At 65.8% G+C, this 22,312-nt stretch carries 20 protein-coding genes, 1 tRNA gene and 1 pseudogene; 9 read left to right on the top strand and 13 right to left on the bottom strand.

Going from position 1 to position 22,312, the window contains the following annotated elements; genetic code table 11:
- The first annotated feature begins 111 nt into the window (after positions 1-111).
- Both LIG30_RS04620 and LIG30_RS04615 read left to right on the top strand, forming a co-directional pair.
- Entirely contained in the window at positions 112-1,326 is a 1,215-nt protein-coding gene (locus tag LIG30_RS04620; RefSeq protein WP_038710057.1) for an HlyD family secretion protein, read from the top strand.
- A 24-nt stretch (positions 1,327-1,350) separates the two neighbouring features.
- On the top strand, positions 1,351-2,910 hold the full coding sequence (locus LIG30_RS04615; protein ID WP_038710055.1) for a DHA2 family efflux MFS transporter permease subunit: 1,560 nt from the start codon (positions 1,351-1,353) through the stop codon (positions 2,908-2,910).
- A 134-nt stretch (positions 2,911-3,044) separates the two neighbouring features.
- Here LIG30_RS04615 and truB read toward each other — a convergent pair whose 3' ends face one another.
- The 8 genes from truB to LIG30_RS04575 all read right to left on the bottom strand — a co-directional run bounded on the left by truB (position 3,045) and on the right by LIG30_RS04575 (position 13,779).
- Entirely contained in the window at positions 3,045-3,980 is a 936-nt protein-coding gene (gene truB / locus LIG30_RS04610) for a tRNA pseudouridine(55) synthase TruB (RefSeq protein WP_038710054.1), read from the bottom strand.
- Positions 3,981-4,007: 27 nt separating this feature from the next.
- Positions 4,008-4,376, bottom strand: coding sequence for a 30S ribosome-binding factor RbfA (rbfA, locus tag LIG30_RS04605; protein WP_038710052.1), 369 nt, complete (start codon positions 4,374-4,376; stop codon positions 4,008-4,010).
- 112 nt (positions 4,377-4,488) lie between these two features.
- Positions 4,489-7,395 carry a translation initiation factor IF-2 gene (gene infB / locus LIG30_RS04600; RefSeq protein ID WP_038710049.1) on the bottom strand — a complete coding sequence of 969 codons (2,907 nt, stop codon included), beginning with the start codon at positions 7,393-7,395 and terminating at the stop codon, positions 4,489-4,491.
- A gap of 90 nt (positions 7,396-7,485) precedes the next feature.
- Positions 7,486-8,961: a transcription termination factor NusA gene (gene nusA / locus LIG30_RS04595; RefSeq protein WP_038710048.1), complete on the bottom strand. Its 1,476-nt coding sequence runs from the start codon at positions 8,959-8,961 to the stop codon at positions 7,486-7,488.
- Positions 8,958-9,419, bottom strand: a complete 462-nt coding sequence (gene rimP, locus LIG30_RS04590) for a ribosome maturation factor RimP (protein ID WP_038710047.1) — start codon at positions 9,417-9,419, stop codon at positions 8,958-8,960. Before rimP ends, nusA begins: the two co-directional genes overlap by 4 nt.
- A gap of 293 nt (positions 9,420-9,712) precedes the next feature.
- Positions 9,713-11,434 carry a 23S rRNA pseudouridine(2605) synthase RluB gene (rluB, locus tag LIG30_RS04585; protein ID WP_038710045.1) on the bottom strand — a complete coding sequence of 574 codons (1,722 nt, stop codon included), beginning with the start codon at positions 11,432-11,434 and terminating at the stop codon, positions 9,713-9,715.
- 60 nt (positions 11,435-11,494) lie between these two features.
- Positions 11,495-12,514: an SMC-Scp complex subunit ScpB gene (gene scpB, locus LIG30_RS04580; RefSeq protein WP_038710044.1), complete on the bottom strand. Its 1,020-nt coding sequence runs from the start codon at positions 12,512-12,514 to the stop codon at positions 11,495-11,497.
- 362 nt (positions 12,515-12,876) lie between these two features.
- On the bottom strand, positions 12,877-13,779 hold the full coding sequence (locus LIG30_RS04575) for a LysR family transcriptional regulator (protein ID WP_038710042.1): 903 nt from the start codon (positions 13,777-13,779) through the stop codon (positions 12,877-12,879).
- Positions 13,780-14,189: 410 nt separating this feature from the next.
- Here LIG30_RS04575 and LIG30_RS04570 point away from each other — a divergent pair.
- Both LIG30_RS04570 and LIG30_RS27110 read left to right on the top strand, forming a co-directional pair.
- Positions 14,190-14,585: pseudogene (locus LIG30_RS04570) on the top strand (transposase); the annotation flags it as partial.
- Positions 14,586-14,782: 197 nt separating this feature from the next.
- Positions 14,783-15,034 (top strand): hypothetical protein, encoded by a 252-nt coding sequence (locus LIG30_RS27110; RefSeq protein WP_083493896.1) that lies wholly within the window; start codon positions 14,783-14,785, stop codon positions 15,032-15,034.
- Positions 15,035-15,204: 170 nt separating this feature from the next.
- On the opposite strand, the gene LIG30_RS04560 is transcribed toward LIG30_RS27110, so the two are convergent.
- Complete coding sequence (locus LIG30_RS04560) at positions 15,205-15,522, bottom strand: hypothetical protein (protein ID WP_038710037.1); 318 nt, start codon at positions 15,520-15,522, stop codon at positions 15,205-15,207.
- A gap of 163 nt (positions 15,523-15,685) precedes the next feature.
- Between LIG30_RS04560 and LIG30_RS04555 the strand changes: the two genes are divergently transcribed.
- The 3 genes from LIG30_RS04555 to LIG30_RS04545 all read left to right on the top strand — a co-directional run bounded on the left by LIG30_RS04555 (position 15,686) and on the right by LIG30_RS04545 (position 17,285).
- Entirely contained in the window at positions 15,686-16,405 is a 720-nt protein-coding gene (locus LIG30_RS04555; RefSeq protein ID WP_038710036.1) for a YdcF family protein, read from the top strand.
- A gap of 207 nt (positions 16,406-16,612) precedes the next feature.
- Positions 16,613-16,879 (top strand): hypothetical protein, encoded by a 267-nt coding sequence (locus LIG30_RS04550; RefSeq protein WP_038710034.1) that lies wholly within the window; start codon positions 16,613-16,615, stop codon positions 16,877-16,879.
- Between the two features lie 148 nt (positions 16,880-17,027).
- A complete protein-coding gene (locus LIG30_RS04545; RefSeq protein ID WP_038710033.1) occupies positions 17,028-17,285 on the top strand; it encodes a hypothetical protein in 258 nt (85 codons plus the stop codon).
- Between the two features lie 40 nt (positions 17,286-17,325).
- Here LIG30_RS04545 and LIG30_RS04540 read toward each other — a convergent pair whose 3' ends face one another.
- Both LIG30_RS04540 and bamC read right to left on the bottom strand, forming a co-directional pair.
- On the bottom strand, positions 17,326-17,616 hold the full coding sequence (locus LIG30_RS04540; protein WP_038710031.1) for a putative quinol monooxygenase: 291 nt from the start codon (positions 17,614-17,616) through the stop codon (positions 17,326-17,328).
- 577 nt (positions 17,617-18,193) lie between these two features.
- Entirely contained in the window at positions 18,194-19,408 is a 1,215-nt protein-coding gene (gene bamC / locus LIG30_RS04535; RefSeq protein ID WP_038710029.1) for an outer membrane protein assembly factor BamC, read from the bottom strand.
- 236 nt (positions 19,409-19,644) lie between these two features.
- Between bamC and LIG30_RS04530 the strand changes: the two genes are divergently transcribed.
- Together LIG30_RS04530 and LIG30_RS24985 are read left to right on the top strand one after the other, a co-directional pair.
- Positions 19,645-19,721 (top strand) — tRNA-Pro (locus LIG30_RS04530).
- A 250-nt stretch (positions 19,722-19,971) separates the two neighbouring features.
- Positions 19,972-21,015, top strand: a complete 1,044-nt coding sequence (locus tag LIG30_RS24985; protein ID WP_083493895.1) for a tyrosine-type recombinase/integrase — start codon at positions 19,972-19,974, stop codon at positions 21,013-21,015.
- Here LIG30_RS24985 and LIG30_RS04525 read toward each other — a convergent pair.
- Positions 20,972-21,772 (bottom strand): DNA adenine methylase, encoded by an 801-nt coding sequence (locus tag LIG30_RS04525; protein ID WP_038710026.1) that lies wholly within the window; start codon positions 21,770-21,772, stop codon positions 20,972-20,974. The two genes, LIG30_RS24985 and LIG30_RS04525, sit on opposite strands and share 44 nt — an antisense overlap.
- Positions 21,773-21,921: 149 nt before the next feature.
- Complete coding sequence (locus LIG30_RS04520) at positions 21,922-22,266, bottom strand: hypothetical protein (RefSeq protein ID WP_038710024.1); 345 nt, start codon at positions 22,264-22,266, stop codon at positions 21,922-21,924.
- Positions 22,267-22,312 lie beyond the last annotated feature (46 nt).

Raw genomic sequence — 22,312 nt, 5'->3', positions numbered from 1 at the left:
CTCGCGGCCCCCGAGGCCGCCACCGAACAAGCCGGGCCGACCCGGCAAGCCGCGAACTGACCCGGCCCCCCCCGACGCAGACACTCGACATAACGGACGGAGAAACCCGCCATGAGCGACCCTCAACAACACGCCGCCAGCGCACCGGCGCCAGGCAACGGCAAGCGCAAGCGGATGATGACGCTGCTCGCCGCGGTCATCGCGATCGCGGCCATCGCGTACGGCCTGTATTACTTCCTGGTCGCACGCTTTCATGAATCCACCGACGATGCGTACGTCAACGGCAACGTCGTGCAGATCACGCCGCAGGTAGTCGGCACGGTCGTCGCGGTGAAGGCGGACGACACGCAGACGGTCAAGGCCGGCGACCCGCTCGTGCTGCTCGATCCGGCCGACGCGCGGATCGCGCTGCAGCAGACCGAAGCGAGCCTCGCGCAGACGGTGCGCCAGGTGCGCGGCCTGTTCGTCAACGACGACCAGTATCGCGCGCAAGTCGCGCTGCGCCAGTCCGACCTGTCGAAGGCCGAGGACGACCTGCGCCGCCGGCTCGCGGTCGCGCAGACGGGCGCCGTCTCGCAGGAAGAGATCTCGCACGCGCGCGACGCGGTGAAGGCCGCGCAGGCCTCGCTCGACGCCGCGCAGCAGCAGCTGTCGTCGAACCGCGCGCTGACCGCGAACACCACGATCGCCACCCATCCGAACGTGCTCGCCGCCGCCGCGAAGGTCCGCGACGCGTACCTCGCGAACGCGCGCAACACGCTGCCCGCGCCGGTCACCGGCTACGTCGCGAAGCGCTCGGTGCAGGTCGGCCAGCGCGTGTCGCCGGGCACGCCGCTGATGTCGGTGGTGCCGCTGAACGGGGTGTGGGTCGACGCGAACTTCAAGGAAGTCCAGCTCAACCACATGCGCATCGGCCAGCCGGTCGAGCTGACCGCCGACATCTACGGCACGTCGGTCGTCTACCACGGCAAGGTGGTCGGCTTCTCGGCCGGCACCGGCGCGGCGTTCTCGCTGCTGCCCGCGCAGAACGCAACCGGCAACTGGATCAAGGTCGTGCAGCGGCTGCCGGTGCGGATCGCGCTCGATCCCGGCGAGCTCGACAAGCATCCGCTGCGGATCGGCCTGTCGATGCAGGTCGACGTCAACATCAAGAACGAGCGCGGCGCCCAGCTCGGCGACATCAGGAACACGGTCTACCAGACCGACGTGTTCGCGAAGTACGGCGACGAAGCCAATGCCGAGATCGCGCGCATCATCGCCGAGAACGCCGGCGGCGATGCCGCGCCGGCCGCGGCCCGGCCGGGCAAGACCGCCAGGATGATGTAACCCGATCCGCCCCGGAAAACCGCCATGGCACAGCCTCCAGCCTCTCACCCGCCCCTGACGGGCGGGCAGCTCGTGATCGGCACGATCGCGGTGTCGCTCGCCGTGTTCATGAATGTGCTCGACACGTCGATCGCGAACGTTGCGATCCCGACGATCTCCGGCGATCTGGGCGTGTCGTCCGATCAGGGCACGTGGGTCATCACGTCGTTCGCGGTCGCGAACGCGATCTCCGTGCCGCTGACCGGGTGGCTCACCGACCGCATCGGCCAGGTTCGCCTGTTCCTCGCCTCGATCATCCTGTTCGTCATTTCGTCGTGGCTGTGCGGACTCTCGCCGTCGCTGCCGTTCCTGCTCGCGTCGCGCGTGCTGCAGGGCGCCGTCGCCGGCCCGATGATCCCGCTGTCGCAGGCGCTGCTGCTGTCGAGCTATCCGCGCGCAAAAGCGCCGATGGCGCTCGCGCTGTGGTCGATGACGACGCTGATCGCGCCGGTTGCCGGCCCGATTCTCGGTGGCTGGATCTCCGACAACTACTCGTGGCCGTGGATCTTCTACGTGAACATTCCGGTCGGCATCGCCGCCGCGCTGGCGACGTGGACGATCTACCGGCAGCGCGAGTCGGCCGTGCGCCGGGCGCCAATCGACGGCGTCGGCCTGGCGCTGCTGGTCGTCTGGGTCGGGTCGCTGCAGATCATGCTCGACAAGGGCAAGGATCTCGACTGGTTCGAATCGACGACGGTCATCGTGCTCGCGGTCACCGCCGTGATCGCATTCGCGTTCTTCGTCGTGTGGGAGCTGACCGCCGAACATCCGGTCGTCGATCTGTCGCTGTTCCGCACGCGAAACTTCACGGGCGGAACGATCGCGCTGTCGGTCGGCTACGGTCTGTACTTCGGCAACCTGGTGCTGCTGCCGCTGTGGCTGCAGACGCAGATCGGCTACACCGCGACCGACGCCGGCCTCGTGATGGCGCCCGTCGGGCTGTTCGCGATCCTGCTCTCGCCGCTCACCGGCAAGTTCCTGCCGCGCACCGACCCGCGCTACATCGCCACGACCGCGTTCCTGATCTTCGCGCTGTGCTTCTGGATGCGCTCACGCTACACGACCGGCGTCGACGAATGGTCGCTGATGCTGCCGACCCTCGTGCAGGGCATCGCGATGGCGGGCTTCTTCATCCCGCTCGTGTCGATCACGCTGTCGGGCCTGCCCGGCCACCGGATCCCCGCGGCATCGGGCCTGTCGAACTTCGTGCGGATCATGTGCGGCGGCATCGGCACGTCGATCTTCCAGACCGCATGGGATCACCGGAACAACTTCCACCATGCGCAGCTGGCCGAGCAGGCGAACGTCTACAACCCGACCTTCAATCAGGCCGTCACGCAGATGGGGCATCTCGGGCTGACCGAGCAGCAGGCGCACGGCCTCATCAACAACATGGCGACCCAGCAGGCCGCACAGCTCGGCGTGAACGACCTGTTCTACATCTCCGCCGCGATCTTCGTCGTGCTGATCACGCTGATCTGGATCACGCGGCCCGAGCGCGCAGGCGGCGGCGACGCCGGCGCGGCGGCTTCCGCGGCACACTGACCGCCCGCCGCCGTAATGAAAAAATCCCCACTCGGCGGCATCCGCCGAGTGGGGATCGAGCTAACCCTCTCATCAAGCCCGGTCGACGACCGGGCTTTCTTTTTCGTCCGTGTCGCGCAAATGCGCGGCCGCGATCAGGCCGCCGCCGTGACGACCAGCCGCTCCGGCGCCAGCACGCCGCTTCCCGCGCGTGCGACGCCGAGCAGCCGCGTCGCATCGTACACGCGCACGCGCTCGCCTTCATTCGCGTCGATCTGCCCAAGCTCCGACAGGCGCAAGCGCTGGCCGTGCAGGAAGCGCTTCGCGCGTTCGTCGTCGAGGCGCACCATCGGGAACGTCGACAGCAGCGCATCGACCGGTTGCAGCCACGCGTCGCGGGCAGCCTCGTCCGCATCGGACAACGCGTCGAGCGTCACCGCATGGTCAAGCGTCAGCGCACCCACGCCGGTGCGCCGCAACATCGTCAGGTGCGCGCCACAGCCGAGCGCCTCGCCGATGTCCTCCGCCAGCGTGCGCACATACGTGCCCTTGCTGCACGTCACGCGAAACGTCACGTCGGGCAGGTCGCACGCGAGCAGCTCGAGCGCATGGATCGTCACGTTGCGCCCTTCGCGCTCGACCGTCTGCCCGGCACGCGCATATTCGTAAAGCGGCTTGCCGTCACGCTTGAGGGCCGAGTACATCGGCGGGATCTGCACGATCTCGCCGGTGAAGCGCGCGAGCGCGACCTCGACGGCTGCGCGGTCGCACGTCACGGGGCGCGTGTCGATCGCGTCGCCTTCCGCGTCGCCGGTCGCCGTGCGCACGCCGAGGCGCATCGTCGCCTCGTAGGTCTTGTCCGCCTCCAGCAGATCCTGCGAGAACTTCGTCGCCTCGCCAAAGCACAACGGCAACAGTCCGGACGCCAGCGGATCGAGAGTGCCGGTATGGCCGGCTTTCTTCGCGAGAAGCAGGCGCTTCGCGCGAATCAATGCATCGTTGCTCGACAGGCCCACCGGCTTGTCGAGCAACAGGACACCGTCCAGCGCGCGCCGGGGCACGCGCGGACGTTGAGGTGCAGCGGTCTTCATAAGTCGGGCGGATATGGCGGGCGGGACTCAGTCGTCCTTCGCGCGCGTCGCGTTGGCTTCTTCGATCAGGCGCGACATCGCCACCGCCTTCTCGATCGTCTGATCGTAATGGAAATGCAGCGTCGGCACCGTATGGATGTGCAGCCGCTTGAACAACAGGTTGTGCAGGTGGCCCGCCGCGTGATTCAGCGCGTCCTGCGTTTCCAACGGCTTGCCGGTGAGCGTCGTGAAATAGACCTTCGCATGCGCGTAGTCCGGCGTGAGTTCCACGCTCTGAATGGTCACGATGCCGATGCGCGGGTCCTTGACCTCGCGCATGATGAGCTCGGACAGATCGCGCTGAATCTGGTCGGCGATCTGTACGTTGCGATTGGGAGAAGTACGTTTCTTCGTCATGATCGATCCGTGATCCGGGTTTCCGGGCAAAGGCGGCGGCGCTGCACGCGCCGCCATGAAAATGGGCGGGACAGGCCCACGCCTGCCCCGCCCATGAGCCTTCGCGCCACTGTTACAGCGTACGCGCGACTTCGGTCACTTCGAACACTTCGAACTGGTCGCCTTCGACGATGTCGTTGAAGTTCTTCACCGACATACCGCACTCGAAGCCCTGCTTGACTTCCTTGACGTCGTCCTTGAAGCGCTTCAGCGACTCCAGTTCGCCGGTGAAGATCACGACGTTGTTGCGCAGCACGCGCACCGACGACGAGCGCTTGACCACGCCGTCCGTGACCATACAGCCCGCGACCGCGCCGATCTTCGGCACCTTGAACACCTGGCGCACCTCGACCATGCCGGTCACGATTTCGCGCTTCTCCGGTGCCAGCATGCCCGACATCGCCGCCTTCACCTCATCCACTGCGTCGTAGATGATGTTGTAGTAACGGATGTCGACGCCGTTCGCCTCGGCCTGCTTGCGGGCCTGGGCATCCGCACGCGTGTTGAAGCCGATGATGACCGCCTTCGATGCCGTCGCGAGGTTGACGTCGCTTTCGCTGATGCCGCCCACCGCGCTGTGCACGATCTGCACGCGCACTTCGCTGGTCGACAGCTTGAGCAGCGATTGCACGAGCGCTTCCTGCGAGCCCTGCACGTCCGCCTTGATGATGAGCGGCAGGTTCTGCACTTCGCCCTCGCCCATCTGCTCGAGCATGCTTTCGAGCTTCGCCGCCTGCTGCTTCGCGAGCTTGACGTCGCGGAACTTGCCCTGGCGGAACAGCGCGATTTCGCGCGCCTTGCGCTCGTCCGGCAGCACGATCACTTCCTCGCCTGCGCCCGGCACTTCCGACAGACCCTGGATTTCGACCGGGATCGACGGGCCGGCTTCCTTCGTCGGCTTGCCGTTCTCGTCGAGCATCGCACGCACGCGGCCGTAGGCCGTGCCTGCGAGCACGACGTCGCCGCGGTTCAGCGTACCCGACTGCACCAGCACCGTCGCGACCGGGCCCTTGCCCTTGTCGAGCTTCGCTTCGATCACGAGGCCCTTCGCGGCCGCCTCGACCGGCGCCTTCAGTTCCAGCACTTCGGCCTGCAGCAGCACGTTCTCGAGCAGATCGTCGATGCCGGAGCCGGTCTTCGCCGACACCGGCACGAACGGCGAATCGCCACCGTACTCTTCCGGCACGACGCCTTCCGCGACCAGCTCCTGCTTGACGCGATCCAGATTCGCATCCGGCTTGTCGATCTTGTTGATCGCGACGACGATCGGCACGCCGCCCGCCTTCGCATGCGAGATCGCTTCCTTCGTCTGCGGCATCACGCCGTCGTCGGCCGCGACCACCAGAACCACGATATCGGTGGCCTTCGCACCGCGCGCACGCATCGCCGTGAATGCCTCGTGACCCGGGGTATCGAGGAACGTGATGACGCCGCGCGGCGTGTCGACGTGGTATGCGCCGATGTGCTGCGTAATGCCGCCCGCTTCGCCTGCCGCAACCTTCGCGCGGCGGATGTAGTCGAGCAGCGAGGTCTTGCCGTGGTCGACGTGACCCATCACGGTCACGACCGGCGGACGCGGCAGTTGCTCCGCATCGCTCGCGACTTCGCCTTCGACAAGCAGCGCTTCCGGATCGTCGAGCTTCGCGGCGACCGCACGGTGGCCCAGTTCCTCGACGACGATCATCGCCGTTTCCTGGTCGAGCACCTGGTTGATCGTGACCATCTGGCCGAGCTTCATCATCACCTTGATGACTTCCGAAGCCTTCACCGCCATCTTGTGCGCGAGATCCGCGACGGAGATGGTTTCCGGCACGTGCACTTCACGCACGATCGGCTCCATCGGCGCCTGGAACGACGACGCGCTGTCCTGGTGCCGGCCGCGCCCCTTCGGGCCGCCGCGCCAGCCGCGGTCGACGCCGCCGCTCGAATCGCCGCGCGTCTTGATGCCGCGACGCTTCGCGGCGTCGTCCTGCCAGCCGCCCTTGCCGGCGCCCGGCTTCTTGTTGCGGTCGCCCGCGCCGGCCGGTGCCTGCGTGGTCGCCGGTGCGCCGCCAGCGGGCTTCTTGGCCGCTGCCGGACGCGCCTGTGCGCCTTCGCCGGCCGGTTTCGCCGGCTTGTGCAGCGTGCCCTTCGCCTCGGCGGGCTTCGGCGGCTCGACGGGCTTCGGCGGCTCCACCGCCTTGACCATCGCCTTGCGCGGCGTGTTCATCATTTCGCGGATCGCACGCGCTTCCGCTTCCGCGGCTTCGCGGCGCTTGCGAATCTCTTCCTGCTCGGCGCGCGCCTTGTCGGCCGCTTCACGCGCGGCGTCCTCGGCCTTTTTCGCGGCCTCGCGCTGCGCGGCGCGCTCCGCCGCGGCGCGCTCGTCTTCCTGCGCAACCTGCGTGCGTGCTTGCTGCTCGGCGGCGGCGGCCTGCTTGGCGGCTGCTTCGGCTGCGGCACGCTTCGCGGCCGCTTCCTCCTCGGCGCGGCGACGCTCCGCCTCGGCCGATTCCTCGCGGGCGCGGCGTTCGGCTTCCTCGCGCTCGAGGCGTTCCTGACGCTCGCGCAGTTCCTGAGCCTGCTTCTCGAGCAGCTCGGCCTCGCGGCGCGCCTCTTCCTCGCGGCGCTTCAGTTCGGCATCGTCTTCCGCCTCGGCGGCCTGGGGCTGACCCTGCTCGGCGCCCGTGTCGCTCACGTCGTCGCGCTTGACGAACGTGCGCTTCTTGCGCACCTCGACCTGAATGGTGCGAGCCTTGCCCGTCGCGTCAGCCTGCTTGATCTCCGACGTATGCTTGCGGGTCAGCGTGATCTTGCGCTTGTCGCCGTCGGACGCGCCGTGCGACTTGCGCAAATGATCGAGCAGACGCGCCTTGTCCGCTTCGGACAGCGCATCGTCTTCACTCGCTTTCTGGACGCCCGCTGCCTGCAGCTGTTCGAGCAGCACACCAGCAGGCATTTTCAGTTCCGCGGCAAATTGGGCTACGTTGTTACTCGCCATTCATTCCTCTTAGTGCAAGGACAGATTCCTTGCGGTTAGCATCGGGTCAGGCCTTCCGGCCGCCATTAATCAGTGCGCCATGGTCATTTCTCACTGGAACCAGTGTTCACGTGCTTTCATGATCAACGCCTTAGCGGCATCCTCTTCAATTCCGGTCTTGTCGACCAGTTCATCCACCGCCAGCTCGGCGAGATCGTCGCGCGTCTGCACGCCGTGCTCGGCCAGGTTCGCGAGCAGCTCCGGCGACATGCCGTCGAGGCTCTTCAGATCCAGTGCGGCGTTTTCAACCTTTTCTTCGTTCGCGATCGCCATCGTCAGCAGTGCGTCGCGTGCGCGGTTGCGCAGCTCGTGCACGGTATCCTCGTCGAATGCTTCGATCTCGAGCATTTCGTTGAGCGGCACGTAAGCGATCTCCTCAAGGCTCGTGAAGCCCTCGTCGATCAGGATGTCGGCGACTTCTTCGTCGACGTCGAGACGCGCCATGAACAGGCCGCGCAGCGTATCGCGCTCCTCGTTCTGCTTCACGGCGGACTCGTCCGGCGTCATGATATTGATCTGCCAGCCGGTCAGCTCGCTGGCAAGGCGAACGTTCTGGCCGCTGCGGCCGATCGCGACTGCCAGCTCGTTCTCGTCGACGACCACATCCATCGAATGCTTCTCTTCGTCGACGACGATCGACTGGACCGCCGCCGGCGCGAGCGCGCCGATCACGAACTGGGCGGGATCTTCCGACCATAGCACGATGTCGATGTTTTCGCCACCGAGCTCGTTACGCACCGCCTGCACGCGCGAGCCGCGAATGCCGACGCAGGTGCCGATCGGGTCGATCCGCTTGTCGTACGCGATGACGCCGATCTTCGCGCGCACGCCCGGGTCGCGCGCCGCCGCCTTGATCTCGAGCAGACCCTGCTCGATTTCCGGCACTTCCATCTCGAACAGCTTCATCAGGAATTCCGGCGCCGTACGCGACAGCTCGATCTGCGGGCCGCGCGCGGTGCGATCGACCTTCCCGATATAGGCGCGCACGCGGTCGCCGACGCGCAGGTTTTCCTTCGGGATCAGCTGGTCGCGGCGCAGCAGCGCTTCGACACGCCCCGTCTCGACGATGAAGTTGCCCTTGTCGAGGCGCTTCACCGAGCCGGTCATGATCTTTTCGCCACGCTCGAGATAGTCGTTCAGGATCTGCTCGCGCTCTGCGTCGCGAACCCGCTGCAGAATCACCTGCTTTGCGGCCTGCGCGCCGATCCGGCCGAATTCGATCGACGGCACCGACTCCTCGATATAGTCGCCGACCTCGACGTCCGTCTTCTGCTCGCGCGCCTCGAACAGCAGGATCTCGCGATCCGGCTCCTGCAGGCCCGCCTCGTCCGGCACGACGAGCCAGCGACGGAAGGTTTCGTGTTCGCCGCTCTCGCGATCGATATGGACGCGGATCTCGGCGCCTTCGTCGAACAGCTTCTTGGATGCCGACGCGAGTGCCGCTTCCAGGGCACCCAGCACCACATCCTTGTCGACGTTCTTCTCGCGCGCCAGCGCATCCACCAGCATCAACACTTCGCGACTCATTGTTTGCGGCTCCTAAAGTCAACGTGCGGAATCAGGCGGGCTTTGTCGATATCGGCCAGCGTGAAATCCAGCATGGCCGCCTCGCCCTTCTTCCTCTCAAATTCCAAACCGATCGTTTCGCCATTCGGCGCATGCAGGATGCCCCGGTAGGTCTTGCGCCCATCCAGCGGCTTTTTCAGCGTCACGGAGACCTCGCTGCCAGCGAAGCGTTCGAAATCAGCCAGCTTCTTCAACGGGCGATCGAGTCCCGGGGACGAGACTTCGAGCCGTTCGTAATCGATGTTTTCGACCGTCAAGACGTGCTGGAGCTGACGCGTGACCTTTTCGCAGTCGTCGATCGAGATGCCGGCAGGCTGATCGATATAGACGCAGAGCATGCCGCGTCCGGTGCGTTCGAGATCGACCAGCTCGTAGCCGAGCCCGGTGACCGTGGTTTCTATCAGTTCCGTCAGTTGCACAGTGCCCTCTCAGGTGTTCGCGCCCGCCTCTCGCGATTCACCCGCGGGCGCGCGCGCCTTTGCCGGCGCAGGAAGCGCTACCCGAGATGCCCAACCGTTTCAGCAAAAAAAAATGGGCGGAACGCCCATCTTCTTACCGGTGGTCGCACCTGAGCCGCACATCAAATCCGTACGCCCAGCGACTTCGCGATTATAGCGATTTTTGGTGCAAACGCCAAGCGCCTGCCGGCAAAACCGGTCATTTCAACCCGGTTTGCCGGCAGGCGGGCGTCATGCACCGCCATGCAGCCGCCTCAGCGGCTGCGCGAACGATTGCGTTGTTGCTGCGGACGCTGGCCGCCGCGTGCGCCGCCACTGCCCGCGCCTTCCGCACGGTTGCCGTTCGCATTGCGGTTGCCATTGCCGGTGTTACCGCCCTTGCCCGCGCCGCGCTTGGCGCCGGTGCCATAGGACGCGCGGTTGCCGTCGACGTCACGCGTGGCGCCGGCGCGATTGCCGCCGCCGGTGCGGTTGCCGCCCGCGCGGTTGCCGCCGTAGCCCGTCGGCGCGCCCGGCAGACCGCCGTAGCCGCTCAGGCCGGCAAAACCGCCGCCCGGCGCGCCGCGCCGGCCGCCGCGACGCGGCTGGTCGAGCTGGCCGTGCGTCGTCAGGACCGGCTCGCGCCCGATGAAGCCCATCGAGGTCTGCATCGGATCGGGCTGGCGCCGCTCGGCCTGGCCGCCTTGCTTGCCCTTTTCCTCGGACGGCGCCTTCAGGCCCACGGTTGCCATCAGCTTGCGCACCTGCGCGTCGTCCAGTTCCTCCCAGCGGCCGCGCTTGAGACCGCGGGGCAGCATGATCGGGCCGTGGCGCGTGCGGATCAGGCGGCTCACCATCAGGCCCACCGCCTCGAACATCCGGCGCACTTCGCGGTTGCGGCCTTCGGCCAGCGCGACGTGATACCAGTGGTTCGTGCCTTCGCCGCCGCCATCGCGGATGCGCAGGAAATTCGCCGGACCGTCATCCAGCTCGATGCCGTGCAGCAGCTTCTGGCGCGAGCCTTCCTGCAGCTCGCCGACCACACGCACCGCATACTCGCGCTCGACGCTGTAACGCGGGTGCATGAAGCGGTTGGCGAGGTCGCCCGACGTCGTCAGCATCAGCAGGCCTTCGGTGTTGAAGTCGAGGCGGCCGACCGCGAGCCATTTTGCCGTCTTCATCGGCGGCAGGCGATCGAACACCGACGGCCGCCCTTCCGGATCCGCGTGGCTGACGATCTCGCCCGTCGGCTTGTGGTACAGCAGCACGCGCGGCGGCTTGTTCGGCAGCTTTCGCTTGACCGGCTTGCCGTTGATGCGGACCTGGTCCGTCGGCATGATGCGCTGGCCGATATGCGCGGGCTCGCCGTTCACCGACACGCGACCGGCGACGATCAGCTCTTCCATTTCGCGGCGCGAGCCCATGCCGGCCTCGGCCAGCACCTTGTGGAGCTTCGGCGCGTCGTCATCCGGCGACAGCACCCGCTTGGGCGCCTGGCCGCGGCGCAGCATCGGCGCACGCACGCCGCCGCCCGCCGACGTGTTGTCGGCATCGAACGCAGGCGACGTCACGTAGGCAAACAGGTCGTCCTGCGACGCTTCGGCCGTGGCGGCGCTTTCCGCACCGCCACGCTTGCCCTGGGCAGCCGGCGCACCCTGGCGCGGCGCACCTTCGCGCTTGCCCGCCGGTTTGCGCGCGCCCTCTGCGGGCTTGCGTGCGCCTTTCGCCGCGCCTTCCTTGCGCGGTGCGCGAGGCGGCCGGGCTTCCGCCGTCTCGGCCGGCGCGTCAGCGCCTTCGTCGCCTTGCGGCGCGCCCTCGGCGCCCTTCGACTTGGCAGCCGCGCGACGACGCGCGATCAGGCTGCGCGGGCCGCGCCGCAGGCCGCGGCGGGGACGCTCGTCACCGCCCGCGTCCTGAGCGCCCTGCGCCGGCGCATCGTCGGTGCGCGCCGCCTGCACGGCAGGCGCGGACGATTCAATATCGTGGGTATCAGTCAAAACAACCTCAAAATGTCAGGTCTCGCGCCCGGCACGGGCGCGGCATGGATTCGGCCGCGATCACGCGCGGCGCTGCTCGGGTTCTGCTTCGTCGTCCGGCAGCTCGCCCGGGGCCGACGCGCTTGCGCTGCGTACGGCATCCGCAAGGCTCTCGGACGTGTCGTCCAACGCCTCGTCGTGCGCGGGATGGAAACGCAGCGTATCGCCATGCACGGACTCGCCGCGCACGCCGCCACTTGCCTCCGCCCCTTCACCGGCTACCGCTTCGGCGGCCGGCTCGCGATCTTCCTCGTTCAACTCCGCGTGCAGCGGCATGGGCTGCACGCCAGCCGGCGCTGCATCGGCGCCAGCCTGTTCTGTTTCCGTATCATCGGCCGTCAGGGTAACGCGGTTCGTCGACGCTTGCGCCGACGCGGGTTCGGCACATGCCGCCTCGCCGGCAGACGCCTGCCCCTCGCCCGACTGCCCGGACACGTCGCCCGGGCTCGCTTCATCGCCATCCGCCACCTGCACGTCGCCGCCGAAATCCATCGATTCCTGCGCAAGCAGCGCGGCCTCGATGTTCGCCGCAGGCGCCTCGAGCGCCGGCAGATCGTCGAGCGCCTTCAGGCCAAGATCGTCCAGGAACTGCTTGGTCGTCGCGTAAAGCGCCGGCCGCCCGGGCACGTCCCGGTGCCCGATCACCTCGATCCAGCCACGGTCCTCGAGCTGCTTGACCACCTGCGTGTTCACCGTGACGCCGCGAATCTCCTCGATGTCGCCGCGCGTGACCGGCTGCCGGTACGCAATGATCGCCAGCGTCTCGAGCACCGCGCGCGAATACTTCGGCGGCTTCTCCGGATGCAGGCGATCGAGATAGCTGCGCATCGCCGGCTTGCTCTGAAAGCGCCAGCCGCTCGCGAGCGCGACCAGCTCGACGCCGCGGCCGGACCAGTCCTGTTTCAGATCTTCGAGCAACGTGCGAACCGTATCGGCCGACACGCCGTCGGCAAAGAGCTTGCGCAAATCGCCAAGCTTCAGCGGTTCCTGCGCGCAGATCAAAGCAGTCTCGAGGACGATCTTCGCCTCTTGGGTATTCATGCAGCTAGGCCAGACCCTGTGGTCAAACGAACCGGATCAACGAACAGACGAAAGGAACAGAAGACGCGCTCGCCCGATTCTGATCGGTCATATTGATGGGAGCACGAACCGGGGGCGGCGAACCAACTTCAAGCCAGGCCCAAACCGGACGGAACAGCGCGATTCGACGACGGAACCGCGTGACTGAACGCCATCTTACGCAAAATTGCCGAGTGCGTAAAGATGAGTAAAACGGATGTGCGAAACACGTCGCGCCGGCTGCCACGGGCTTTCCAGCCCCGTATTTGCGCGCGACCGCGCCGCGAGACGGCACCGGCGGCAAGCGCCGCCGAAAACGCCTGCACCGCCGCACGCGCACGCTGTCAGTCAAGATCCTCCGCGCGGGCCGGCATCTGCCGCGCCAGGTCCCAGATCGCCTGCGCGGCCGGCGACAGCGAGCGATCGCGGCGCCGCACCAGCTCGACCGTGCGCTCGGCGCGCGGCGTGAGCGGGCGCGCGACGAGCGACGATCCGGCCGGCAGCGGCAACGACAGCCACGGCAGCACGCTCACGCCGACGCCCGCCTCGACGAGCCCGAACACGGTCGCCGAATGGCCCAGCTCCTGCACGACCGCCGCACTCACCTGGTGCGCGGCGAGCGCCGCGTCGATCAGCGGCCGGCTCCCCGACGCGGGGTCGAGGAGCACGAGGCGCTCGCCGCTGAGCGCCGACCACGGCACCTGCACTTCTGCGGCGAGCGGATGGTCCGCGCGCGCGACAAGGCAGAACGAATCGGTCATCAGTTGCTCGCCGACGAGATCCGCGGCGCCGAGCGGGCCGATCACGACGCCGAAGTCGACCTCGCTCGACCTCACCTTTCGCAGCACGTCGCTCTGGACGTCATCGCGCAAACCGAGCGTGACGAACGGGAACTGCCGCTCGCAGGCCGCCACCACGCGCGGCATCAACCGGCACGCGATGGTCGGGCTCGCCGCGACGATCACGCGGCCGCGCCGCTGCTCGCCGATCTCGCGGATCTCGCGCAACGTGTCGTCCAGATCGTCGAGCAGGCGCGACACGCTCGCGATCAGGTTCATGCCTACGTCGGTCAACTGGACATCACGCGTCGTGCGATCGATCAGCTTCAGGCCGAATTCCGCTTCCAGCTCGCGCACGCACCGGCTCACCGCCGATTGCGTGAGGCCGATCTCGTCGCCGGCGCGGCTGAAACTTCTCAACCGGGCGACCTCGATGAACACGCGTAGCTGACGCAGCGTGATATTCATTTGCTTCCCTCATCAATTCCTTGCATCGATGCGCAATTCTAGTGCGTCAATGCGGCACCCGGCGCACATGTTTCGCTGCGGTGCAACAGCGATGCAAACGCACGTGCCACGGGCGATTTGCACAAGATTGGTGATTCTCCTGATTTGCTCGCGCGTCGTTTTAGCGTCTTATACGCCCCTAGCTGACTCGGCTGTCAGCTCGCTGCCAAGCGGCTTTCGCGGTGATCGTCTCCCACGTGGCACGCTTCGTGCATTACCTGACGCACAGGGCCGCAGGTTGCGTCCGACGGATTGCACGGCATCCGTTCCGACGAATCTGGCGCCCCCACCCGGCACTCGACCCCGAGTGCTTGAAGAGTGCGCGGCGCAGGGCAGCGCACCGGAGTTAGCTTCGCTGAGGTGAGGACATGATGCTGTTCGACGATTTGAGAGATAACGAATGGGCGCTGGTCGAGGGTCTGTTTTGCTCGGAACCTGCACGGAGCGAGCGCCGCGGCCGTCCCCGCGTGGAAGCGCGCTCGGTGGTGAATGCCGTGCTGTGGGTGTTGTCGACCGGCGAAGGCTGGTCCAAGCTGCCGGGCCGCTATCCGTCGCCGCCGACCTGCCGCCGCCGCTTCGACGAATGGCAAGCGGACGGCACGCTCGCCGAGGTCGTCAAACGACTGGGCACGAGCGGCCGTCAGATTTCGCTGCGCGGGCGCATCGGCGCGAGCGCGGTCAAGCCGCCCGCGCCGCCGAGCCGCGACCGCCTGCGCGGCGCCTTCTGGACCAATCCGGAATCCTGGCGCGCGCCGGTCAAGATGGCGTGATGATCACTGCACCGGGTGGCCCCTGCCGCCCGGTGTCGTTCTGGCCAGCCGCTTTGCGCCGCGACGCGAATGACTGCGCGATGCCGTCGCGGCGCGATACAACTATTTACCAATATTTACAGCAAGCCTGCGCTCCCGCGCTTACCTTAGCGTCATATCAACAGGCCGTATCGACGGCTTGAAGGGGGCTCGCCATGAAACCGATGTCACTGCTCCTCGCATGCGGCATTGTCGTTTCCCTGGCGCTCGTGACGCCCGCACATGCCGATACGCACGTCAGGCAGACGCACGGGCAACGGGAACAGAAAGGCAATCCGCACGCCCCCCCCGGCCCCGCGCAGAACGATCGGCAAACCGTGCCACGAGGCGACTTGCGAGGCGACATCGCCAGCAATGCGCGCGCACGCGTCGGACTTCAGCCGCCCGACGAGGCCCGCCATCGGTGACGCCGCCACCCGGTCGAGCCACTCCGACGAAAGAAAATCGCGCGTGCCCGGGAACTGACCGGGACACCGAGGGTCACATGATTGCCATGAGCACACGTGGCAGCAGCAAAGTATCCGGTACGCCCGTATCCTCGCGATACGGGCTTTTTTTCGTCACGCCGACGGGCGATCTACAGGCGGCTCTCGAGAATCGACACCGCGCTCGCTTCGCTCAACGCGTAATCGCTCATGCGCCGATCGGACCAGCCGGGCCGTTTCTCGTCACGCTCGAGCCGGGCGAATTCCGCGCGGCCGCTGTCGGTCAGCACGGCGATGTCGACGGGCGCATGGAATCCCGGCGCGGGCGCGACGGTTTTCTGCCTGACGGTGTCCAGCAAGCCGAGCGTCCGGAGATACTCGAAAACGCCCGGACGCCGCGCCCAGGGCACCTGCCGGTATTGCACTCGCCTCAGCGCGTCGAGCACTGCTTCGTTCGAATACGTGGCCATCTCGGTTCTTTCTTAAAGTGCAGCGACAATCCCTGACGGCCCGCGAAGCACGCTCGGTGCCCGCGCCCACCGCCCTGCGATTCCGGAAGGCGACCATTCGGCCCGGCAGTCGCGCCGGCAAAATAGTCAGCCATCCCTAAAAAGACACCATACCCCATTCAAATTGATTCTGTTCGCTTCATTCGCGCTTCTCTTCGTCGCGTTCGTGCTTTGCCGCAAGGCACGGCGCGCGATCGCAATCGCCGGCATCGCGCTGTTCTGGCTCATCGCCGCCGGCTGGCTTGCCGCGCCGCTCATTGCATGGTCGCAAGCGGGCGTCGTGCCGGCCGAACATCCGGCCATGCACGGACGCACCGTGCTGATCCTGCTTGGCGCCGGCACGCAGCGCCGCGACGACGCATCGCTCGCCCCCCCGCCCGACGGACTCGCCCGCATCCGCAAGACGGCCGAGCTGTACCGCACCTGCAGGCAGCACGCCGAGCGCTGCACGGTGATCGTGTCCGGGGGCGACCCCCAGCACCACGGCGCGACCGAAGCCGCCACCTACGCGCCGTACCTGATCGCGGCAGGCGTCGCCCGCGACGACCTGATTCTCGAGTCGCGCAGCCGCAACACTTACGAAAACGCGAAATTCACCATACCTATACTACGCTCTCGATATGACGATACGTCGATACTTGTCACATCCGCCTGTCACATGCGGCGCGCGCTGCTCATGTTCGAGCGCTTCGGGCTCGCGCCGCAGCCCGTCTATGCGAACCGGCGCGACGCGAATCCGGGCCTGCTGCCGCGCTGGCGGAACCTCGCGAACGCCGAACGCGCGCTGCAAGAGCTGATCGGCATCGCACAGTTTCACGTCTATCGATGGCTGGGGTGGTTCTGAACGCCGATGCCGGCGAACCCGGGATCGCGCCGGATGGCAGGCAAGTGACGGCCGCGCCGGGTGTTGCGCCGGTTCAACGCGGCCGTGTGCCGCGCCCGCGTTCCAATGCACTGATCCGTCACTTTTGCTACACTCGACGCACTCGATTACAGTCGCCAGACAAAACGGCAACACTCGGGTTCATCACCATTTAGCGGAGGTAGAGCAATGAAGAAAATGTCCCTGGCTATTCTGGTTGCGATGTCGGCACTGGCTGGCGCGGCGCATGCGCAAGAGAGCACGGAAATCAAGACCATCACCGATCCGGCCAAGATCGCCGAGATCGAGCAGCGCGCTCAGGCACTGCAGCAGCAGCAAGCTGCGCAGGCAGCCGAGCCGATGATGCACGAGCAGCACAAGCATCACGGCAAGGCGCACAAGGCCGTGAAGAAGGCCGTTACGAAGGCCGCTCCGGCAGAGGCAGCAAGCCAGTAAGCGCGGCGGTCGCGCGCAGCGAAAAGCCGAATCCGGGCGACCGGGTTCGGCTTTTTTCATGATGCCGGAGCCGTCGGCCGCCGGCGCGCTGTGCTAAAGTCGCGCACCGAACATTTCCACCCGTACGCACCCCGGTGCGGAGGACAGCATGAGCAATATTCAACTCGACATCGAGTGGACCGAAGCGGCCACTCACAAGATCAAGCAACTGATGCCGCGCGGCTCGAACGACGCGTTTCTCGCGCTGCCGCCGGTCGAATGCCTGCCGATGGAAGGTGACGTGCTCTTTCTTGGCCCGCAGGGCAAGCAGCAGCCGTTCATCGTGGCCGAACGGCAATACCACCACGACGGCGACGCGGACTGGACGATCATCCTGATTCTCGACGTGCCCGACACGTCGCACTGACGCGATGCGGTCGGGCGCCTGCGCCCGACCGATCTTCTCCTCAGGCGATTCTGGACACGACGCGGATCTCCGAGCTTTCGATCAGGTCCGCGGCCGCTTCCCGATAGGCCAGGATATGCGCGGAACGTGCATGTTCCGCCAGCGCCGCTTCGCTCTCCCAGCGCTCGACGAACACGAACCGCGCAGGCTCCTTCAGATCGCGGTGCAAATCGTATTGCAGCGCACCAGGCTCGCCACGCGTCGGCTCGACGATGCCCTCGAGCACACTTCGCAATGCGTCCTCCGCACCAGGCTTTGCGACGATCAGCGCGACAACTGCAATCTCGGACATTCCCGACTCCTCAGACGAAAACCCCGAGCATACTCGAATCTCGCGATGGCCGCCGCGGCGCACCCGCGGATTGCCGCGCCGCAAAAAAATTGCCCGCGCTTCACCGGAAGCGCGGGCAAAACCGTCGCCCTACGAGGATAGGCGACGGGGCCATCGTGATCCGCGCGAGGCGCGGATCGTCATCGTTCAAGCCGACGCATCAAGCGGCGGCCCGAGGCGACGTCGATACCCCGTGCCACGAACCCGCTCGGCACACATCCGGTATCCGACGCTCTCCTCCGTTCTCAAGCATCCGCTCATTAAAAGCAGATTTCGCGCCAGAACGACAAAGCCAAACAATCCGTTGATTTATAAAGGAAATTTTTCAGAAACGCGCCGTTACAGCACATCCGCCGGGCCGTAACGCGCGCATGTTACGTAACGCCGGACCCAGTGCGGATCGCCCGCCACGGCCTGCCACGCGCACACGCAAAAAAATAGCCCGACCGGCGAAGCCGATCGGGCTATGTCGGACAGGCTACCCCTCGCTCGAAGCCCGCCCGGGAGGCGGGCTTCGAGCAATATGGGACGAGGCCGGTCAGCGCAGTTGAGTCGAGAGCAGCGCCATGATCTGACGAGCCGGCGACGACATGTCGATCGCGCCACTCTCGTCGACGACCGCGACGCGCGTCTGGTCGACCGTAAGCGCCTTCACGTTGACCCGATACTGCTTCGCGAGCTTTTCCTTCTTGCCGTGGAACACCTGGCTCCAGAAACCCTGCTCGGCCGCGCTGAGATCCTTCGGATCGACGTAGCGGACGAAGTACAAGCCCTTCGTGCGGTCGCGATCGTCGATCGTGAAGTTCGCGCGATCGAGCGCGAGCCCGACCCGCAGCCACGAACGGTCATACGGCTCGCCGAGCGTCACCTCGGTCGGCGTGCCCGGCTCTGCGCTCATTGTGTCGGATGGTCCTTGCGACGCGAGCGCGACGTTTTGGGCGGCGATCGCGGCAGCCTTCTTGGCGGCCTTGGCGTCGGCCTTCTCTTCCTTCGGCTTGGCTGCCGGGGAATCGTCGGCCGCGATGAGCGGCTCGCCGTTTCGCGCGCGCAGCTCATTCTGGCCGAGAACGGCCATCAGGCGCTTCAGGTATTCCGTCTCGAGCGCCGGATCATTCGGCTTCGGCTCCCACTTGCTCGAATCGTTGGCGGGACCGGTCAGCGCCTCGCGCATGCCCTTCTGGCTGATGAACACGTAGGTGCCGCCGTTGGGCGCCGCGTCCAGACGCGTGCGGAACTTGTTGCGCTCGGCCGTCACGTACGAATTGCCCATCGCCTTCGAGATCACGCTGCGGATCAGGCCGTCATTGATCTGCGGATGGGTTTCGTTCCAGTCGGTTTCCATCACACCCTTGTTGCGCTGGTCGACGACGAGCAGGAAACCTTGCTCCTGCCAGAAACGGCGGACCTGCGGCCAGATTTCGGCGGGCTTCCTGCTGTCGATGACGAGCCAGCTTTCGGTGCCGTCACGCTGGATATGCATGCCGACGACGGGCGGCGCGACGACATCGGTCGACGGCGCAGCCTGCTGGACCTGCTGCAGCGCGGACAGGGAAGTCGCGCCGCCTTGCGGCGGCAGCGAGCGCTGATCGGCCGTCTCGTCGAGCATGTTGGGCGGCACCGCGAGCGAAACCTCCTTCGATTTCGAATCGCTCTTGTAGTCGACTTTCGTGGGCGACGGCGAACTACAACCGGCGACGAGCGCGCCAGTGGCGAGCACTGCAGCAAACCGCTTGGTAAGACGAAGATCAGTCATGTTCGGGGAATCCTCTTCCGCTAAATCACGGCGCTTTCCGTGGATCAACCGTCTATTTTACCGGCGCGACGGCACGCTGTGCAAAAAGCGGGCATACGGATTGGAGATGGCATGGCGCTGCCCGGTGTCACGCGTGCGACGCGCCCCGTGCCGCGCGTCGAGTTGTTTAAATTTCTCACAAAAATGCATGCGACCCGTTCTAAATGCGCGGAGTGTCTGTTATACTTTTTTTCTTTCGGGGCGTAGCGCAGCCTGGTAGCGTACCTGCATGGGGTGCAGGTGGTCGGAGGTTCAAATCCTCTCGCCCCGACCAGATGGAAACCCGCGTCAGTCAAGGCTGACGCGGGTTTTTTATTTTCCGCCCACCGTTTCGGCAAATTAGAGAACCTCCAGTTTGGAGACTCTGGCGGCAGACAAAATCAGCGCAGCACGCTCAGTAGCCGCCCCCTGGCTCGCCACTGTAACGTCGCGCGCGTTTTGGCACTGTTTAGCGCCTGATTTGTCACTTCGCCCGGCGCGCGTTTAGCGCGGGATTTGGCACCGCCGCATACTAGCGGCTTTCGATGAAGCCGACCCGCCTGCGCCGTAGTTCCCCTCCCACACTCACGGCCGCAATTCAGCGCTACCTCGACGAGGTGTCGCCCACTAAAAAAGGGGGAGTCGCCGAGCAGTCCATCGCCCGCACATGGCTGGCGACCCGCATCGCCAGCCGCCCGATCGACCGTATCCGCAACACCGACCTGATCGCCATTCGCGACGAATGGGCACCGCGCTACGCCGCATCGACGATCGTGCGCCGGCTGGCGTTCCTATCTCACCTCTATACCGTCGCCCGCAAGGACTGGGGCTGGACTGACCTTGCTAACCCAGTTCAGCTCGTGCGCCGGCCGACCGTCAACGACGCCCGAGAAAGACGCATCCTCACCCACATCCGGCTGCGCGGCGTTCCGGAAAGCGAGTGCCCGCGTAGCGAACTGGAATGGATCATTCAGTCCACGCGCTCGACCGAATTGCCAGTCATTGCCACGCTGGCAGTCGAAACCACGATGCGTCGGTCGGAGATCTGTGGAATTCGTCGCGAACGGGTCGACCTGCGACACGGCGTAATACATCTCCCTGACACTAAGAACGGTACGTCCCGCAACGTGCCTCTGACTCCTTGGGCGCGCGAGGTGCTGCGGCGATATCTCACCGGTCGACCATCACGCGGCCCGATCTTCAGCATGACGCCGGGCGCAGCCACCCGAGCATTCATCCGTGCCCGACGCGGGGCGCGGCGTCGCTATGAAGCGCTCTGTGCCAAATACGGTCGGCGACCCAATCCAGCGTTCTTCGACAATCTGCGCTTCCACGACCTGCGCCACGAGGCAACCTCAACGCTTGCCCCGATATTTGAAATCCACGAACTGGCAAAAATCAGCGGCCACCAGACTACTCGGATGCTGCTCAGGTATTACCACCCGGATGGCCGCGAGCTGGCGACCAAGCTCGCCCGCAGCTCGCTTGGTCGCCGGCAGGCAGCCCGCATTCGGGATAGCCGGCCGCCGCTCGACCATCTGGTCGTCACCCAAACAAGCCACCCATCACATCAGGATTCCAGTTCGTGATTACCAGCTCGCCGCTCGTCGACGGCTTTCCGTGAACGTTCGCGACCGAGTAGCGGATATCCAGCTCAAGGAAATGGAAGCCGGAGAACGCCGCCCGGATGTCCGGATGGTCGTTGATCGACACCATGACCTTACCGCGCGCAGACCGCATAAAAGCGGCCATCGCCTCGTATTCGCCGAACTCGAACGGCACGCCGTAGCCCTCGGTCTGCCAGTACGGCGGATCGAGGTAGATGAAGGTGTGCTCCCGGTCATAGCGTCTCGCGCACTCGAGCCACGGCAGATTCTCCACGTGCGTGCCGGCGAGGCGAAGATGCGCGGCCGAGAGCGATTCCTCGATCCGCAGCAGATTGACGGCCGGCGACGTCGTCGCGGTACCGAACGTCTGACCGGAGACCTTGCCACCGAACGCGTGGTGCTGCAGGTAGTAGAAACGCGCGGCACGCTGAATGTCGGTGAGCGTTTCCGGGATCGTCTGCTGCTGCCACTTGAACACTTGGCGGCTCGATATCGCCCACTTGAACTGCCGCACAAATTCTTCGAGGTGGTGCTGGACGACGCGGTACAGGTTGACCAGATCGCCGTTGACGTCATTGATGACTTCGACCGGTGCCGGCACCGGTCGGAGAAAGTACAGCGCTGCTCCACCGCAGAACGCCTCGACATAGCATTCGTGCGGCGGGAACAGCGGAATGAGCTTGTCGGCCAGGCGGCGCTTGCCGCCGAGCCACGGAATAATCGGAGTGGGTTGGTGCATCTATTGGTTTATCGATGCCGGCTGTGGTAGCCTTCGTGCGCCTCTGCAGGGGTGACGTGGCCTTGCCGGATTCGCAGCTTCCTCTGCGGGTGCGGGGCGTGCATGGTGCTCTAACACCATGCACGTCGCCGCGTCCTTTCTCGTTTCTGTTACTGCCCGGCAGGTGCTGCCGGCGCGGTCGTGGTCAACCACGACGGAATCGGCCCGAGCCCGTTGTAGCTGACGCTCGCACCGCCGACCTCAACACTCCCGCCGATCGGATATTGCGCCCCCGTACTCGCGACGTACAGCGCAGTGCTGCGATTGTCCAGTACCGTCGCCCATGCGCCATTCGACCATTGGGCAACCATGCCCGAAGCTGCTGCCGGCGGCTCCGTTTCTACAGCGCCATAAGGAATGTTGAAGCTGTCGGGTTGAAGTGCCAGCTCGTTTGCGACCACCGGGTAGAGATAGCACCCGTCGTGGTCAGTTTGGTACACCGTCATCGTTTTCATAACGACCTCAATTAGTTAATGAATCTTGCACTGCAAATGCGCGGGC

The organism is Burkholderia sp. lig30, from assembly GCF_000687455.2.
Classification (GTDB): Bacteria; Pseudomonadota; Gammaproteobacteria; order Burkholderiales; family Burkholderiaceae; genus Burkholderia.
Note: the sequence above shows the minus strand (reverse complement) of the source record. Positions and strands in the feature narration are given on the sequence as shown.

Coding starts and splice junctions, on each gene's coding strand:
- LIG30_RS04620 (WP_038710057.1), top strand. CDS start 112: ATGAGCGACCCTCAACAACACGCCGCCAGCGCACCGGCGCCAGGCAAC.
- LIG30_RS04615 (WP_038710055.1), top strand. CDS start 1,351: ATGGCACAGCCTCCAGCCTCTCACCCGCCCCTGACGGGCGGGCAGCTC.
- truB (WP_038710054.1), bottom strand. CDS start 3,980: ATGAAGACCGCTGCACCTCAACGTCCGCGCGTGCCCCGGCGCGCGCTG.
- rbfA (WP_038710052.1), bottom strand. CDS start 4,376: ATGACGAAGAAACGTACTTCTCCCAATCGCAACGTACAGATCGCCGAC.
- infB (WP_038710049.1), bottom strand. CDS start 7,395: ATGGCGAGTAACAACGTAGCCCAATTTGCCGCGGAACTGAAAATGCCT.
- nusA (WP_038710048.1), bottom strand. CDS start 8,961: ATGAGTCGCGAAGTGTTGATGCTGGTGGATGCGCTGGCGCGCGAGAAG.
- scpB (WP_038710044.1), bottom strand. CDS start 12,514: ATGAATACCCAAGAGGCGAAGATCGTCCTCGAGACTGCTTTGATCTGC.
- LIG30_RS04575 (WP_038710042.1), bottom strand. CDS start 13,779: ATGAATATCACGCTGCGTCAGCTACGCGTGTTCATCGAGGTCGCCCGG.
- LIG30_RS27110 (WP_083493896.1), top strand. CDS start 14,783: ATGAAACCGATGTCACTGCTCCTCGCATGCGGCATTGTCGTTTCCCTG.
- LIG30_RS04560 (WP_038710037.1), bottom strand. CDS start 15,522: ATGGCCACGTATTCGAACGAAGCAGTGCTCGACGCGCTGAGGCGAGTG.
- LIG30_RS04550 (WP_038710034.1), top strand. CDS start 16,613: ATGAAGAAAATGTCCCTGGCTATTCTGGTTGCGATGTCGGCACTGGCT.
- LIG30_RS04545 (WP_038710033.1), top strand. CDS start 17,028: ATGAGCAATATTCAACTCGACATCGAGTGGACCGAAGCGGCCACTCAC.
- LIG30_RS04540 (WP_038710031.1), bottom strand. CDS start 17,616: ATGTCCGAGATTGCAGTTGTCGCGCTGATCGTCGCAAAGCCTGGTGCG.
- bamC (WP_038710029.1), bottom strand. CDS start 19,408: ATGACTGATCTTCGTCTTACCAAGCGGTTTGCTGCAGTGCTCGCCACT.
- LIG30_RS24985 (WP_083493895.1), top strand. CDS start 19,972: ATGAAGCCGACCCGCCTGCGCCGTAGTTCCCCTCCCACACTCACGGCC.
- LIG30_RS04525 (WP_038710026.1), bottom strand. CDS start 21,772: ATGCACCAACCCACTCCGATTATTCCGTGGCTCGGCGGCAAGCGCCGC.
- LIG30_RS04520 (WP_038710024.1), bottom strand. CDS start 22,266: ATGAAAACGATGACGGTGTACCAAACTGACCACGACGGGTGCTATCTC.